Origin of the sequence: Bradyrhizobium sp. LA2.1 (genome assembly GCF_040547725.1) — a bacterium.
GTDB lineage: Bacteria > Pseudomonadota > Alphaproteobacteria > Rhizobiales > Xanthobacteraceae > Bradyrhizobium > Bradyrhizobium barranii.
Map to the genome: position 1 here is coordinate 169,831 of NZ_JBEPQI010000020.1, position 16,325 is coordinate 186,155.

A 16,325-nucleotide genomic window follows, 5' to 3' on the forward strand; every position below is an offset into this window, starting at 1 on the left:
TTCGCGTTGCAGCAATCATCAGTTGCATCATTTATGATTGGTGATTTCTTCACATCGATGCACCTATCATCGCGACGCTTCCATTCGTCCACTGTACCTGGGGAAACGTCACATGTGCGACAAGTGCTCTGAATCTCTGCATCATGAATCTCTGCATCATGAATCTCTGCATCGAGACATCGCGCCGTCGCGGCGATCCGCGATGCTGTTTGGCGCCGCTGCGTTCGGCATGGCCTTCGCCGGCGGAGCTTTCGCGAGCGGCGCCTTGGCAAAGGAGGCCAAGCAGCCACCCAAGCCGCAGAATGTGTTGTCGCCCGACGCATCGCTGAAGCGGCTGATGGAGGGCAATGCGCGCTATGTCGACGGTGTGGCGCGGCGCCACGATTTCAAGCACGAGCGCGAGGCGCTGGCCGGTGGACAGAATCCGTTCGCGGCGGTTCTGAGCTGCGCCGATTCACGCATCGCGCCGGAATATGCCTTCGACAGCGGCCGCGGGGATCTCTTCGTCTGCCGCGTCGCCGGAAATTTTGCCGGCACCGAAACCATTGCCAGCATGGAATATGCGGTGGCGTGCTCAACGCACCGCTGATCCTCGTGCTTGGCCATGATGCCTGCGGCGCGGTCGATGCGACGCTGAAGGCAATCAAGGACAACACGTCGCCGCCGGGCCACATTCCCTCGCTGGTCGATGCGATTGCGCCCGCCGCAAAGGCTGCGATGCAGCAGGGCGGGGACGTGCTCAACAAGGCGATCCGGCAGAACGTGATCGACAACGTCGCGAAGCTGAAATCGGCCGCGCCGATCCTCAATGCGGCCGTGGAGCAGGGCAAGCTGAAGGTCGTCGGTGGCATCTACCGGCTCACCACGGGAACAGTCGATCTGATCGCGCAGGGCTGAGCGAGGTTCGCGCCACAGCGCGGTCGCGAGGCTTACGCGGGCCTGACGCAGGGACTTGATGGGGCGGGGGCGCCATGCCGCCGCCTCAATCCGCGCATTTCGTTCAAGAGCCATTCAGCCGGCCGCGCGTCTCATGTACGGTGGCAGCTCAACAACGATAGCGGGCAAGCAAGCCATGCGTGGGACCTACAAGGCCTTCATCTGTTTTCTCTTGCCGATCCTGGCGTTCGCTGCGGCCGCGCCCGATCCGGCGCGCGCGCAGCAGCAGGAAAAGCGCATCGCGCTCGTGGTCGGCAACGGCGCCTACGCCAAGTCGCCGCTGGCGACGACCGCGAACGATGCCGGCCTGATCGCGCAGACGCTGCAAGCGGCGGGCTTCGACGTGGTCGGCGCGCGCGATCTCGACGGCGACACGCTGCGCAAGAGTCTTCGCGATTTCATCCAGAAGGCGCAGGCCTCGGGTCCCGGCACCGTCGCGATGATCTATCTTGCCGGCTATGGCGTCCAGCTTGCGGGCGAGAACTATTTCATCCCGGTCGATTCCAACATCGTCCGCGACACCGACATTCCGACCGAAGGCCTGCGCATCAGCGACTACGCTCGCCAGCTCGCGTCCATTCCGCTCAAGGCCAACATCGTCGTGCTCGATGCGGCGCGCGCGCAGCCCTTCATCGAGGGCGGCCAGCAGATCGCGAGCGGACTGGCGCTGGTCGAGCCGGATCCGAACATGCTGATCGCCTTCAACGCCGCGCCCGGCACGGTCGCGCCGGAAGAGCCCGGCCCGTACGGCATTTATGCGCAATCGCTGGCGGAGATGATTCGTACCGGCGGTCTGCCGCTCGCCGAGGTGTTCGACCGCGTTCGTCTGCGCGTCAACGAGGCCAGCAAGGGCGCGCAGGTGCCGTGGAACGAGGCGAAGATATCGGCGCCCTTCTCGTTCTTCGAGCGCGGGCCCGATGCGCCGCCGCCGGAGGCCGCGCCCGACCAAGTTGCCGCGATCCGCAACAAGCCGATCCGCGATCTCGGCGTGCAGGACGCCTATGCGGCCGCGCTCGAGCGCGACACGTTGCCGGCCTACGAAGAATTTCTCGCGGCCTATCCCGGTGATCCGATGTCGAAGCGCGTGATGGCGATCGTCGCGGCGCGCCGCGAGGCGATCACCTGGCGGCGGACCTATCGCGCCGATACGCCGGACGCCTACTGGTCGTATCTGCGTCGTTATTCGCGCGGTCCGCATGCCGGCGATGCACGGCGCAGGCTTGCAATCCTGACCGCGCCGCTCGAGCCGCCGCCGACTTTCGCGATGATGGACTATGACGTGCCGCCGCCGCCGCCCGAGGAGATCGTCTATGTCGACCGTCCCGTGCTGCTGTTCGGCGACCCCGTGTTCGGCTTCGCGCCGCCACCGCCGCCGCCGGTTTATTATCTGCCGCCGCCGCCGCCGGATTTCATCGTGCTCGAGCCGCCGCTGCCCGTGGTCGGCCTGTTCGTGCTGCCGCAGCCGCTGTTCGTGCCAATCCCGGTGTTCGTCAGGCCGCCGATCTATGTCGCGCCGCCGCCGAACAACATCGTCTTCAACAACATCCATAACACCACGGTCATCAACACCGTGATCAACCGGCCGCCCGCCCCGCCCGTGGGAGCGGGAGGAGGGACCGGGCCTGGCAATCTGAGGCCGGCGATTGCCGACCGCGCCAACCCGGTAGCGCCAATGTTGCCGCAAGCCGCTACGCAGCGCGCCGCGCTGATCCAGCAGGGCAAGGCGCCGATGCCGCCGAGCGCGACGGTCCAGCCGACAGCGAGGCCGGGGATACCTCCGGGGACGCCGGCCAATGTCGCGCCGACCGGCACGCCCCCCGCCGCACCGCCGACCAGGCTGCCACAGACCAACACGCTGCCGGTTCCCGGCGCCCAAGGCGGGCCGCCGTCGCCGCCTGCCGGGGCAGGGACGTCGCCTGGCGGCAGGCCCTTGGCGCCGACGGCAAATGCACCCGGTGCGCCCCCGTCGACGCATCCGGGGGCGCCAACCACGGCTGCGCCCGGCACAACGCTGCCTTCCCATCCTGGCGCGCCAACGGCCGGCACTCCGACGACCGTTGCGCCCACCGCGAACCCGGCTGCGCCCGGCCAACCGCCGAAGCCGCCGGTTGCTCAGACCCCGGCCGGCGGCGCGCCCGCTGGCGGCAAGTCTGCAACCCGTGAGCCGGCTGGCGCGCCGCCAACTGCTGCGGGCACGCCGCCCGGCACGCCCTCGGGCGCCGCGGGCAAGCCGATCACGCCGCCGCCCTCGGCCGCGCGCGAGCCGGTCAAACCGCAGAACTTGCCCGCGACCCCTCCGGCGCAGGCCGCCCGGCCGTCGCCGTCAACTCCAGCATCGCGGCCGCAGGCCGTGGCGAGGCCGACGCCGCCACCGCCCGCCGCTCGCCCGGCACCGCCGCCGCATGTCGCATCGCCTCCGCCAGCCCGAGCGGCTCCGCCTGTGGCCGTTGCACGGCCGGCGCCTCCGCCGGTGGCCCGGCCTGCACCTCCACCCATGGCGCGGCCGGCGCCGCCACCGCCGGTCGCCCGGCCGGCACCACCGCCGCCGCGGATGGCCGTCGCGCCCCCGCCGCGTCCAGCGGCACCTCCGCCGCACCCAGCGGCGCCGGCGGCGAAAAAGTGCCCGCCGAACCAGCCCAAGTGCTAGGTCTTTGCGGGCTGGCGTGGTCTTTACGGAAGAGGGCCTTCGGGAGGCGAAAACAGCCCCCGAAAGGCCCTTATTTCCTTGCTTCTGGCCGAAATGGCGCTATATAGCGCCCCATCTCACACGGAAACATGGCTCACAAGGCCGTCCGGTGGCAACCGGGGCGAGAACGCTCCGTTTTGCTCACACGTTTCCGGAGGAACCAACCGGAGAATTGAAACTATGGCGCTACCCGATTTCACCATGCGTCAGCTCCTCGAAGCTGGCGTGCACTTTGGTCACCAGTCTCACCGCTGGAATCCGAAAATGGCACCGTTCATTTTCGGCGCCCGCAACAACATCCACATCGTCGACCTCGCGCAGACCGTGCCGTTGCTGCACACCGCCTTGCAGGCGGTCAGCGACACCGTCGCCAAGGGCGGCCGCATCCTGTTCGTCGGCACCAAGCGCCAGGCGCAGGACGGCGTCGCGGACGCTGCCAAGCGCTGCGCGCAGTATTTCGTCAATTCGCGCTGGCTCGGCGGCACGCTGACCAACTGGAAGACGATCTCGGCCTCGATCAAGCGCCTGCGTCATCTCGATGACGTGCTGTCCGGCGGCGACGCCAGCTCCTACACCAAGAAGGAGCGCCTGACGCTTCAGCGCGAGCGCGACAAGCTCGATCGCTCGCTCGGCGGCATCAAGGACATGGGCGGTCTGCCCGACCTGATCTTCGTGATCGACACCAACAAGGAAGACATCGCGATCCAGGAAGCCCAGCGGCTCAACATCCCGGTCGCCGCGATCGTCGACACCAATTCGGATCCCAAGGGCATCACCTATGTGGTCCCGGGCAATGACGATGCCGGCCGCGCGATCGCGCTGTATTGCGACCTGATCGCACGTGCGGCGATCGACGGCATCTCGCGCGCCCAGGGCGATTCGGGCATCGACATCGGCGCCTCGGCTCGTCCGGTCGCCGAAGAGCTGCCGGCTGCTTCCTCGAGCGGCTTCCAGGGCCTCGCCGGTCCGCGCGGCACCGCCGACGACCTCAAGAAGCTCCCGGGCGTGTCGGGCGCGATCGAGAAGAAGTTCAACGACCTCGGCATCTTCCACTTCTGGCAGCTCGCCGAGCTCGATCACGACACCGCGCACAAGATCGGCGAAGAAGTCGGTCTGCCGAGCCGCGCGGATGCCTGGGTGGCCAAGGCCAAGGCGCTGACCGCGGAAGCGGAATAGTCAAAAAGAGCGATGGGTTGGCCGGATATAAGTCCGGCCACCATTTCAGTTGACGCGAATTCCTGAGATGGACCGCGGCGGGGCTGTTTGATGCCACGCCGCGGCAAACCGGCAGGCAAGAAGGATTTTCAACGATGGCAACGATCACAGCTGCGATGGTCAAGGATCTGCGCGAGTCCACCGGCGCAGGCATGATGGACTGCAAGGCCGCGCTCACCGAAAACGACGGCAACATGGAAGCGGCGCAGGACTGGCTGCGCAAGAAGGGCCTGTCGAAGGCCGCCAAGAAGTCCGGCCGCGTTGCTGCGGAAGGCCTGATCGGAGCGCTCACCAAGGGCACCAAGGGCGTCGTGGTCGAGGTCAACTCCGAGACCGACTTCGTCGCGCGCAACGGCCAGTTCCAGGGCCTCGTCAAGATGGTCGCCCAGGTCGCATTCGACGTCGGCGCCGATGTCGAGAAGATCAAGGCCGCCAAGGTCGGTGACGTCACCATCGAAGCCGCAATCAACGACGCGATCGCCACCATCGGCGAGAACATGACGCTGCGCCGCGCAGCTTCGCTCGAAGTGACGCAGGGCGTCGTGTCGAGCTACGTCCACGGCGCCGTCGTCGAAGGCGCCGGCAAGATGGGTGTGATCGTCGCGCTCGAATCGCCCGGCAAGGCCGATGAGCTCGCAGCCCTCGGTCGCCAGATCGCGATGCATGTCGCGGCCACCAACCCGCTCGCGCTCGAGCCGTCCGGCCTCGATCCGGCGGTCGTGAAGCGCGAGAAGGACGTGCTCGCCGACAAATATCGCCAGCAGGGCAAGCCCGAGAACGTGATCGAGAAGATCGTCGAGTCCGGCCTGAAGACCTATTACAAGGAAGTCTGCCTGCTTGAGCAGGCCTTCATCCACGACACCGGCAAGTCGGTGGCGCAGGCGGTGAAGGAAGCCGAAGGCAAGGTCGGCGGCGCGGTGAAGATCGCGGGCTTTGTGCGCTATGCTCTCGGTGAGGGAATCGAGAAGCAGGAAAGCGACTTCGCGGCCGAGGTCGCAGCGGCCAGCGGCAAGAAGTAAGCGCCGGTACGTTCCTTCCGGCTTGCCGCCGGAAGCGGCGCCCGGACGGGGAAAGTGCTCATGACTGATCCGGTCTATCGTCGCGTCGTGATCAAGCTGTCCGGCGAGTATCTCGCGGGGCAGCAGGGTTTTGGCATCGATCAGCCGACCCTCGACCGGGTTGCGGACGATCTGATCGCCGCCCGCCAGCTCGGCACCGAGGTTGCGGTGGTGATCGGCGGCGGCAACATCGTGCGCGGCGTCGAAGTGTCCTCGCAAGGGGTGTCGCGCACCACCGGCGACACCATGGGCATGCTCGCCACCATGATGAACTGCCTCGCGCTGGAGGCGACGATCGAGCGCAAGGGCACGCCGGCACGTACGCTGTCGGCCTTCGTCATGCCCGAGATTTCCGAGCTGTTCACCCGCGCCGCGGCGCACAAATACCTTGCCGAGGGCCGGATCGTGCTGCTCGGGGGCGGAACCGGCAATCCGTTCTTCACCACCGACACGACCGCGGTGCTGCGGGCCGCCGAGATCGGAGCCGAGGCTGTGCTGAAGGCAACCAATGTCGACGGCGTCTACTCGGCCGACCCCAAAAAGGATCCGACCGCCACGCGATTCGACCGGCTGACGCATTCGCAGGCGATCGAGGGCGGCTACAAGGTGATGGATGCGACCGCCTTCGCGCTTGCCCGCGAGACGTTGCTGCCTATCATCGTATTCTCGATCGCGGAGCCGGGTTCGATCGGCGCTGTGCTGCGTGGCGGCGGCCACGGAACCGTCGTCGCCGGCTGACGGCTCGTCGGTCGCGCCTGAGGGGCGCGGAGTGGGTCGCCGGGATTTTGAAGGAGAAACGTGATGGCCACGGGTAATTTCGACCTCAACGAAGTGAAGCGTCGCATGCAGGGCGCCGTCCAGGCCCTCAAGCACGAGCTTGGCGGCCTGCGCACGGGGCGCGCGTCGGCCTCGATGCTCGACCCGGTGCAGGTCGAGGCTTACGGCAGCCACATGCCGCTCAACCAGCTTGCCACCGTCAGCGTGCCGGAGCCGCGGCTGATTTCTGTGCAGGTCTGGGACAAGTCGATGGTCAAGCCGGTCGAGAAGGCGATCGTCGATTCCAATCTCGGCCTGTCGCCCGCGACCGAAGGCCAGGTGCTGCGCCTGCGCATCCCCGAGCTCAACGAAGAGCGTCGCAAGGAGCTCGTCAAGGTCGCGCACAAATACGCGGAAGCGGCCAAGGTCGCCGCGCGTCACGTCCGCCGCGACGGCCTCGACGTCCTCAAGAAGCTCGAGAAGAATCACGAGATGTCGGAGGACGATCAGAAGCGTCACGCCGACGAGGTGCAGAAGGCGACCGACGGCACCATCTCCGAGATCGACCAGTTGCTGGCTGCCAAGGAAAAAGAAATCCTCACCGTCTAAAGCGCGATCATCGCGCTTTAGGTTATTGTTCGCGCATGGTCTTTTCGGAAAACCGCGTCGCACTTGTCCGGATCATGCTTTTGGGGCCGCCTTCATGTCCAACGCCGCCGCGCCAGCAACCGAAGGACCCGACCGGTCCGACGCGCCTGCGCATGTCGCCATCATCATGGATGGCAACGGGCGTTGGGCCGCCGCGCGCGGCCTGCCGCGGGCCGAAGGGCATCGCCGCGGTGTCGAGGCGCTGCGCCGGGTGGTGCGTGCCTCGCACGAGCTCGGCATCCGCTATCTCACCATCTTCTCCTTCTCTTCGGAGAACTGGTCGCGCCCGGCGAGCGAGATCGGCGATCTGTTTGGTCTCCTGCGTCGCTTCATCCGCAACGATCTCGCGAGCCTGCACCGCGATGGCGTCAAGGTCCGCATCATCGGCGAGCGCGACGGACTCGATAGCGACATCTGCGCACTCCTCAACGAGGCCGAGGAGCTGACGCGCGACAACACGCGCCTGACGCTGGTCGTCGCCTTCAATTACGGTTCGCGGCAGGAAATCGCGAAAGCCGCGCAGAAGCTTGCGCGAGAAGTCGCAGACGGCAAGCGCGCCCCTGAAACGATCGACGCCGAGACGATCGGGGCTCATCTCGATGCGCCCGACATCCCCGATCCCGATCTCATCATCCGCACCAGCGGCGAGCAGCGGCTGTCCAACTTCCTGATGTGGCAGGCCGCCTACAGCGAGCTGGTCTTCGTGCCGATCCACTGGCCCGATTTCGACAAGGCGGCGCTGGAAGGCGCGATCGCCGAATTCGCCAGACGCGAGCGCCGTTTCGGCGGTCTGGTCGCGAAAAACGCCTCGTGAGCGAACCCGACGCCGCATCGGCGGGCGAGAAGCCTGCCCCGAGCAATCTCGTGATGCGAGTTCTCGCAGCGCTAGTGCTGGCGCCGCTCGCTATTGCGCTCGCTTATGCCGGCGGCTGGCTGTGGGCGCTTCTCGTCACGCTGGTGTCGATCGGGCTGTTCGCGGAATGGCTGATGGTGGTGGGCGCGGGGTCTGCTGCACTGACCGGGGCAGGGACGATCGTCATTGCCATGATGGGGGCCTGCGTCGCCTTCGGCGCGCTCAAGACCGCGATCATCACCGGCCTCATCGGCGGCGCGATGGTGACGGTGATCGCGCGGGCCAAGTTCATCTGGGCGGCCACCGGCTTCGCCTACGCATCGGCGGCGCTGCTGGCCTCGATCCTGGTCCGGCAGGATCTCGTCAACGGGTTCGCCGCGCTGATGTTCGTGCTGCTCGTGGTGTGGGCGACCGATATCGGCGGCTATTTCGCCGGACGCAGCATTGGCGGACCGAAACTATGGCCGCGCGTGAGCCCGAAGAAGACCTGGTCCGGGGCGCTCGGCGGCTTTGCGGCGAGCCTTTTGGTTGCGGCCGGCTTTGCGGCGTGCGGGATCGGAAAGGCGGTTCCACTGCTGCTCGTCAGCGCCATCCTGTCGGTGGTATCGCAGGCGGGCGATCTGTTCGAATCCGCGGTGAAGCGGCGCTTCGGCGTCAAGGATTCCAGTCACTTGATTCCCGGCCATGGCGGGCTACTGGACCGTCTGGACGGTTTTGTTGCCGCCATCCTGATGGCATGGATTATCGGCTTTCTCCGCCATGGTGTGCATAGCGCCGGAAGCGGTCTTATGGTTTGGTGAGGATATGAGCGCGGTCCCATTGCGTAACAACAAGGCTGCGGCGTCGACCGTCCGCAGTGTCACGGTTCTCGGCGCCACCGGCTCGATCGGCGACAGCACGATGGATCTGCTGCGCGCCTCTCCCGAGCGCTATCGCGTCGAAGCCTTGACGGCGAACGGCAATGTCGAAGCGCTGGCCAAGCTCGCCAAGGAGTTTTCCGCGCGCTACGTCGCGATCGCCGACACGTCCAAGTTCGCCGAGCTCAAGGCTGCGCTCGCGGGAACGAGCACGGAATGCGGCGCGGGCGAAAGCGCTGTGATCGAAGCCGGCGCGCGTCCGGCCGATTGGGTGATGGCCGCCGTAAGCGGCGCCGCCGGACTGAAGCCGGCCCTGGCCGCGGTCGATCGCGGCGCGCATGTCGCGCTCGCCAACAAGGAATGTCTCGTCTGCGCCGGCGATTTCTTCATGCAGCGCGCGGCGAAAGCGGGCGCCTGCATCCTGCCGGCCGATTCCGAGCACAATGCGCTGTTCCAGGCGCTCGGCTCAGGCAACCGCGACGAACTCGTCCGCGTCATCATCACTGCCTCGGGCGGGCCGTTCCGGACCTGGAAGCCCGCCGACATCGAGCAGGCGACCCTCGAGCAGGCCCTGAAGCATCCGAACTGGAGCATGGGCCAGAAGATCACGATCGATTCCGCCTCGATGATGAACAAGGGCCTCGAGGTGATCGAGGCATCCTATCTGTTCGCGCTCTCGCCCGACGAGATCGACGTCCTCGTGCATCCGCAGTCGATCATCCACGGCATGGTCGAGTTCTCCGACCGTTCGGTGGTGGCCCAGCTCGGTTCTCCCGACATGCGCACGCCGATCGCGCACTGCCTCGGCTGGCCCGATCGCATCAAGGGGCCGGCGGCCAAGCTCGATCTGGCCAAGATCGGCCAGCTGACCTTCGAGGCGCCGGACTTCGAGCGCTTCCCTGGGCTTCGGCTGGCCTTCGATTCGCTCCGGACCGGGAAGGGGGCGACCACCGTCTACAACGCCGCCAACGAGGTTGCGGTCGCCGCTTTCATTGCCGGCAAGATCCGGTTCGGCGCGATCGCGCGGCTGGTCGAGGCGACGCTGGACGACTGGATTCGCGGCGGGAACCAGGCTCCCCTGACGTCCGCCGACGATGCAATCTCTGTTGACCATGTTGCGCGAAATAGAGCTGCCGCCCTATTGCCTCAAATTGCCTTAAAGGCATCCTAGATGGCACGGGGCCAGGGCCTTGCGGCGCTGGATGAGGGAATTCGATGATCGACTTTTTCGTCCATAGTTTCAATACGTTGAGCCATGGGCTCCTCGGCTACGCGGTTCCCTTCCTGTTCGTCCTGACGATCGTCGTGTTCTTCCATGAACTCGGCCATTTCCTGGTCGCGCGCTGGGCGGGCGTTCGGGTGCTGACCTTCTCGCTCGGTTTCGGACCGGAGCTGGTCGGTTTCAACGACCGCCATGGCACCCGCTGGAAGATCTCGGCGATCCCGCTCGGCGGCTACGTCAAGTTCTTCGGCGACGAGAGCGAGGCTTCGACCCCGTCGGCCGAGACGCTCGCGGCCATGACGGCCGAGGAGCGCGCCGGCAGCTTCCATCACAAGAAGGTCGGCCCGCGCGCCGCCATCGTTGCGGCCGGACCGATCGCCAATTTCATCCTGGGCGCACTGATCTTCGCCGCCATGGCGCTCTATTACGGCAAGCCGAGCACGATCGCCCGCGTCGACGGCGTCGTCGCCGACGGCGCTGCGGCCACGGCCGGCTTCAAGATCGGCGACGTCGTCGTGCAGATCGACGGCAAGCCGATCGAGAGCTTTGCCGACATGCAGCGAATCGTTGCGATGAATGCGGGTTCGGCGCTTGCCTTCCAGGTCAAGCGGGACGGCGCCATCGTCTCCCTGACCGCGACGCCGGCGCTGCTTGAGCGCAAGGATCCGTTCGGCAACAGCCACCGCCTCGGCGTGCTCGGCGTCGAGCACAAGTCCCAGGCCGGCGAGGCCTCGACCACGCCGGTCGGCGTCGGCGAAGCGCTCAAGATCGGGGTCGAGCAGGTCTGGTTCATCATCACCAGCACCTTCAAGTTCCTTGGCTCGCTGTTCGTCGGACAAGGCAATCCCAACGAGGTCAGCGGCGTGCTCGGCATCGCCAAGATGTCGGGGCAGGCGGCCAGCGCCGGGTTCCAGTTCGTGATCAATCTGTGCGCGGTGCTGTCGGTGTCGATCGGGCTGTTGAACCTGTTCCCGATCCCGCTGCTCGATGGCGGTCACCTGATGTTCTACGCGGCGGAGGTGGTCCGGGGCCGACCCCTGTCCGAGCGGACTCAGGAGATGGGGTTCCGAATCGGGCTCGGTTTGGTGCTGATGCTGATGGTGTTTGCCACCTATAACGACATCTTGCGGATGGCAGCTTCCTGATACGGGCTTTTTTGTGGCGTTGCTCATGAGCAACGTCTTGGAATGAAATTGAAATTACGGTGTCAGCGGCCGTTTGCGACATCGGGGAAATTGGCTACAAGCGGCTTCGAACTTGGGGAATCTCCCGGACCGGCGTTGGGGTTGGGTCTGGTACTGATAAGGGCGCGTTGCGCAATGAAGTTTGGACTGCGACTCCGGGGGGGCTTGCTCGCATCCCTGATCTTGTTCGGCGCGCCGGTGCTTGCCCCGGTTGGGGCTGGTTTTGTGTCTTCGTCTGCGCTTGCTCAGACCGTCCAGTCGATTTCCGTCGAAGGAAATCGCCGTGTCGAGGTGGAGACGATCCGCTCCTATTTCAAGCCGGGCCCGGGTGGCCGCCTGGATCAGGGCGCCATCGATGACGGCCTGAAGGCCCTGATCGAGACCGGCCTGTTCCAGGACGTGCGAATCAATCGCGGTTCCGGTGGTCAGATCATCGTCTCGGTGGTGGAAAACCCGGTGATCGGCCGCATCGCGTTCGAAGGTAATAAGAAGGTCAAGGACGAGCAGCTCACCGCTGAAGTCCAGTCCAAGGCGCGCGGCACCTTCTCCCGCGCCATGGTGCAGTCCGACACCCTGCGAATCGCCGAAATCTACCGCCGCTCGGGTCGCTATGACGTCCGCGTCACGCCCGAGATCATCGAGCAGCCGAACAACCGCGTCGACCTGATCTTCACGGTCGAGGAGGGCGCCAAGACCGGCGTCAAGTCGATCGAGTTCGTCGGCAATAACGCGTTCTCGTCCTACCGCCTGCGCGACGTCATCAAGACGCACGAATCGAACCTGCTGAGCTTCCTCGCCAGCAACGACCTCTACGATCCCGATCGCGTCGAGGCCGACCGTGACCTGATTCGCCGTTTCTATCTCAAGAACGGTTTCGCCGACGTCCAGGTGGTCGCCGCGCTCACCGAATACGATCCGGAGAAGAAGGGCTTCAACGTCACCTTCAAGATCGAGGAAGGCTCGCAGTACCGCGTCGGCACCGTCGACTTCCGCTCCTCCATTCCGAACTTCGATCCGACCACGATGCGCAACTATTCGCGCGTCAATGTCGGCGCGCTCTACAACGTCGAATCGGTCGAGAAGTCGGTCGAGGAAATGCAGATCGAGGCGTCGCGTCGCGGCTATGCCTTCGCCGTGGTCCGTCCCGGCGGCGACCGCAATTTCGAGGCGCACACCGTCGCCGTCGTGTTCAACATCGACGAGGGCCCGCGCACCTATATCGAGCGCATCAACGTCCGCGGCAACACCCGCACGCGCGACTACGTGATCCGCCGCGAGTTCGACATCTCCGAGGGCGATGCCTACAACCGCGCGCTGGTCGACCGTGCCGAGCGCCGCCTGAAGAACCTCGACTACTTCAAGAGCGTGAAGATCACGACGGAGCCGGGCTCCTCCAGCGACCGCGTGGTCCTGATCGTCGATCTCGAAGAGAAATCGACCGGCGACTTCTCGGTCTCGGGCGGCTACTCCACGACCGACGGCGCGCTCGCCGAAGTCTCGATCTCCGAGCGCAATTTGCTCGGCCGCGGCCTGTTCGCCAAGGCGTCGGTGACCTACGGCCAGTATGCGCGCGGCTATTCGCTGTCGTTCGTCGAGCCGTATCTGCTCGACTACCGCGTCGCGCTCGGTCTCGACCTCTATCAGCGTCAGCAGCTCTCCAACAGCTACATCTCCTACGGTACGAAGACGCTGGGCTTCAGCCCGCGCCTCGGCTTCAGCCTGCGTGAAGATCTGTCGCTCCAGCTGCGCTACTCGATCTACCAGCAGGAAATCACGCTGCCGTCCTACCTGGCGAACTGTAACAACGTCCTCGGTTCGTCGGCCTTCAACCCGAGCCCGGCCTTTGCCGCATCGCAAACGCCGCCGATCGATCTGACCTCGACCGGCGGTCTCGGCTGCTACTCCGACGGCGAAGCCTCGCTGCCGGTCCGCAAGGAGCTTGCCGGCGGCAAGACCCTGACCTCGGCGCTCGGCTACACGCTGACCTACAACACGCTGGACAACAACAAGAACCCCACCGACGGTCTGCTCGTCGACTTCCGTCAGGATTTCGCCGGCGTGGGCGGCGACGTCACCTACCTGAAGTCCGTCGTCGACGCGAAGTACTACGCTCCGCTGGTGTCCGACATCGTCGGCCTCGTTCACCTTCAGGGCGGTATGCTGAACAAGATCGGCAACAACGATATCCGCATGCTGGATCAGTTCCAGATGGGCCCGAACTTGGTCCGCGGCTTTGCTCCAAACGGCATCGGTCCGCGCGATTTGAATCCCTTTGGCACGCAAGACGCGCTTGGCGGTACCAAGTATTGGGGCGCTTCGTTCGAATTGCAGATGCCGTTCTGGTTCCTGCCGAAGGAAGTGGGTCTGAAGGGCGCGGTCTACGCCGACGCCGGCGGCCTCTTCGACTATCAGGGCCCGACGACGTGGTCGCTGACCAACGAAATGACCACGACCAGGAACTCGAACTGTACGCCGTCGACCATCAACCCGCCCTCGGCGGGAACCTGTACCGGCCTGGTGTATGACAACGGCAATGTCGTCCGTTCGTCGGTTGGTATTGGCCTGATCTGGCAGTCGCCGTTCGGTCCGCTGCGGTTCGACTACGCCGTGCCGCTCACCAAGGGCCAGTTCGATCGCGTGCAGCAGTTCAGGTTCGGCGGCGGCACCTCGTTCTAATTCGATCAGCAGGGCATGAGCCGGCCCCTTGTTGGGGCCGGTTTCCAAAAAGATCGTGCTCAATCCGTGAGATAAGGCATGATGCGGCCTGACCGCTTCATGCCGAAGCCGGACCGCGATGGGGTGGAATGGCGCAGCCGACCTTCTTCAAAAAGCCGCCGGCCTCGGCGCTGGCTGACATTGCCGCGCTGACCAAGGCGCAGCTCGTCGACCCCGCCAGGGGCGGTCACGTCATTACCGGTCTTGCTTCGCTCGACGAAGCCGGCCCGATGCATCTGGCGTTCTTCGACAACCTCAAATATGCCGACGAGCTCAAGGCGACCAAGGCCGGGGCCTGCCTGGTGAGTCCGCGCTTCGAGGCCCAGGTGCCCGCGCATGTGGCCGTGCTGCGGGTGGCGCAGCCGTTCCGCGCCTTTGTCGGGCTCGCCCGGGAGTGGCACGGCGACGCGCTGCGTCCGCAGTCCTGGGTCGGTAATGACGGCATCGCGCCGTCGGCCATTATCGATCCCTCGGCCCGGCTGGAGGACGACGTCATCGTCGATCCCCTGACCGTCATCGGCCCTGACGTCGAGATCGGCGGCGGCACCGTGATCGGGGCCGGCGTGGTCATCGGTCCCGGCGTCAAGATCGGCCGGGACTGCAATGTCGGCGCCCGCACGGCCATCCAGTGCGCGCTGATCGGCAACAACGTGCTGATCCATCCCGGCTGCTCGATCGGCCAGGACGGCTATGGCTTCATCTTCTTCGGCCCCGAGGGCCATCTCAAGGTGCCCCAGACCGGCCGCGTGCTGATCCAGAACAATGTGGAAGTCGGCGCCGGCACCACCATCGATCGCGGCTCCCTGCGCGACACCGTGATCGGGGAGGGCACCAAAATCGACAACCAGGTCCAGATCGGCCACAATGTGACCATCGGTCGGAACTGCCTGCTGGCGGCCCAGATCGGGCTCGCAGGCAGCCTGACGATCGGCGACAACGTGGCGCTGGGAGCAAAGGTCGGCATCAACAATCACCTCAAGATCGGCGATGGCGCCCAGGTCACCGCGATGAGCGGCGTCAAGGACGACATCCCGCCGAACGGACGCTGGGGCGGCTTTTTCGCCAAGCCGACCAAGCAGTGGTTCAAGGAAATTATCGCGGTGGAGCGCCTGGTACGCGACAGCAGGGCCGATCCGAAGAACGAGGGACGGGAATGACGGAGGAATCACCGATCAAATTCGAGCTGGTGGATATCAACGCGATCCTCCGGACGCTGCCGCACCGTTTTCCGATGCTGTTGATCGACCGGGTGATCAATATCCGCGCCGATTACAGCGGCATTGGCATCAAGAACGTCACCTTCAACGAGCCGGCCTTCCAGGGGCATTTCCCGGAACGCCCGGTCTATCCCGGCGTGATGATGATCGAAGCGATGGCGCAGACCGCGGGCGTGATCGGCATCACCTCGGTCGAGGGCACCGAGAAGCCGCGCGCGGTGTATTTCCTCACCATCGACAAGTGCAAGTTCCGGAAGCCGGTGCTGCCCGGCGACACCATCGAATATCACATGCGTTCGATCGGCCGCCGCAAGGCGATGTGGTGGTTTCACGGCGACGCCAAGGTCAACGGCCAGATCGTTGCCGAAGCCGACGTCGGCGCCATGCTGACGGACTGAGCGGCTCAAACCAGCGGAAATGGATTATGCGCCGCAACCGTAACGGCTGCCGGCCGTCTCGCGCCTGATATTCCGGTTGAAGAACTGGCCCATGGACGGTGCGCCGAGCAGGCTGTCGATCGTCTCGGCCGCGACCCCGCAATAGCGGTCATATTGGCCGTCGATCGCGACGATGAGGTCCTGCCGCGCGTGGTCGTAGCAGACCCGCTGAAGCACCGTGCTGCGGGTGATGTCGCGGCACTCGAACGTCCCGAGATCGACGAAATGGCGTTCGCCGGTCTCGACCGTCTCGGAGACGATCGGGGCAGCTACGAGCTGTGCGAGCAGAACTGCCAGGGCCCTGACCACGATGACTTCAAGCTCCACATGAAGGCGTTGAAGGGCTAGAGCATGATCCGGAAAAGGGTGCAGCGGTTTTCCGAAAGGATCATGCTTAAACAATAGCCTGAAGCGCGATGATGATTCATCCCAATTTCATCGTGCTTTAGGGCCTGTTTGGATTCATCTTGAATTTATCACGGCGGCGGTGAGGTGGATCATTGCTTCGAAGCTGAGGTCAGTCTTGTCGGCGCGCATGGCG

Annotated in this window: 13 protein-coding genes and 1 pseudogene; 13 read left to right on the forward strand and 1 reads right to left on the reverse strand. The window is 65.3% G+C overall.

Translation table 11 applies throughout. The features are described from left to right. Nucleotides 1–112: 112 nt before the first annotated feature. The 13 genes and pseudogenes from ABIB95_RS32470 to fabZ all read left to right on the forward strand — a co-directional run bounded on the left by ABIB95_RS32470 (nucleotide 113) and on the right by fabZ (nucleotide 15,745). Nucleotides 113–897, forward strand: a pseudogene (locus tag ABIB95_RS32470) (carbonic anhydrase). A gap of 175 nt (nucleotides 898–1,072) precedes the next feature. Continuing rightward, entirely contained in the window at nucleotides 1,073–3,583 is a 2,511-nt protein-coding gene (locus ABIB95_RS32475; protein ID WP_354245491.1) for a caspase family protein, read from the forward strand. A gap of 219 nt (nucleotides 3,584–3,802) precedes the next feature. After that, on the forward strand, nucleotides 3,803–4,798 hold the full coding sequence (locus ABIB95_RS32480) for a 30S ribosomal protein S2 (protein ID WP_028151700.1): 996 nt from the start codon (nucleotides 3,803–3,805) through the stop codon (nucleotides 4,796–4,798). 134 nt (nucleotides 4,799–4,932) lie between these two features. Then, complete coding sequence (tsf, locus tag ABIB95_RS32485; RefSeq protein WP_028169462.1) at nucleotides 4,933–5,856, forward strand: translation elongation factor Ts; 924 nt, start codon at nucleotides 4,933–4,935, stop codon at nucleotides 5,854–5,856. A 60-nt stretch (nucleotides 5,857–5,916) separates the two neighbouring features. Beyond that, nucleotides 5,917–6,633, forward strand: a complete 717-nt coding sequence (pyrH, locus tag ABIB95_RS32490; protein WP_354245494.1) for a UMP kinase — start codon at nucleotides 5,917–5,919, stop codon at nucleotides 6,631–6,633. A 63-nt stretch (nucleotides 6,634–6,696) separates the two neighbouring features. Then, entirely contained in the window at nucleotides 6,697–7,260 is a 564-nt protein-coding gene (frr, locus tag ABIB95_RS32495; RefSeq protein ID WP_014494937.1) for a ribosome recycling factor, read from the forward strand. Between the two features lie 94 nt (nucleotides 7,261–7,354). Next, nucleotides 7,355–8,113: an isoprenyl transferase gene (locus tag ABIB95_RS32500; RefSeq protein WP_014494938.1), complete on the forward strand. Its 759-nt coding sequence runs from the start codon at nucleotides 7,355–7,357 to the stop codon at nucleotides 8,111–8,113. Continuing rightward, nucleotides 8,110–8,952, forward strand: a complete 843-nt coding sequence (locus ABIB95_RS32505; RefSeq protein ID WP_354245497.1) for a phosphatidate cytidylyltransferase — start codon at nucleotides 8,110–8,112, stop codon at nucleotides 8,950–8,952. Before ABIB95_RS32500 ends, ABIB95_RS32505 begins: the two co-directional genes overlap by 4 nt. 4 nt (nucleotides 8,953–8,956) lie before the next feature. Next, entirely contained in the window at nucleotides 8,957–10,180 is a 1,224-nt protein-coding gene (dxr, locus tag ABIB95_RS32510; RefSeq protein WP_028151695.1) for a 1-deoxy-D-xylulose-5-phosphate reductoisomerase, read from the forward strand. A 44-nt stretch (nucleotides 10,181–10,224) separates the two neighbouring features. Continuing rightward, nucleotides 10,225–11,376 carry an RIP metalloprotease RseP gene (gene rseP, locus ABIB95_RS32515; RefSeq protein WP_028151694.1) on the forward strand — a complete coding sequence of 384 codons (1,152 nt, stop codon included), beginning with the start codon at nucleotides 10,225–10,227 and terminating at the stop codon, nucleotides 11,374–11,376. A gap of 174 nt (nucleotides 11,377–11,550) precedes the next feature. Next, a complete protein-coding gene (gene bamA / locus ABIB95_RS32520) occupies nucleotides 11,551–14,091 on the forward strand; it encodes an outer membrane protein assembly factor BamA (RefSeq protein ID WP_063983033.1) in 2,541 nt (846 codons plus the stop codon). A gap of 128 nt (nucleotides 14,092–14,219) precedes the next feature. Beyond that, entirely contained in the window at nucleotides 14,220–15,287 is a 1,068-nt protein-coding gene (gene lpxD, locus ABIB95_RS32525; protein WP_354245500.1) for a UDP-3-O-(3-hydroxymyristoyl)glucosamine N-acyltransferase, read from the forward strand. Further along, entirely contained in the window at nucleotides 15,284–15,745 is a 462-nt protein-coding gene (gene fabZ, locus ABIB95_RS32530; protein ID WP_028151691.1) for a 3-hydroxyacyl-ACP dehydratase FabZ, read from the forward strand. Before lpxD ends, fabZ begins: the two co-directional genes overlap by 4 nt. A 24-nt stretch (nucleotides 15,746–15,769) precedes the next feature. Here the strand turns inward: fabZ and ABIB95_RS32535 are convergent, their stop codons facing one another. Next, complete coding sequence (locus tag ABIB95_RS32535) at nucleotides 15,770–16,093, reverse strand: KTSC domain-containing protein (RefSeq protein ID WP_354245503.1); 324 nt, start codon at nucleotides 16,091–16,093, stop codon at nucleotides 15,770–15,772. Nucleotides 16,094–16,325 lie beyond the last annotated feature (232 nt).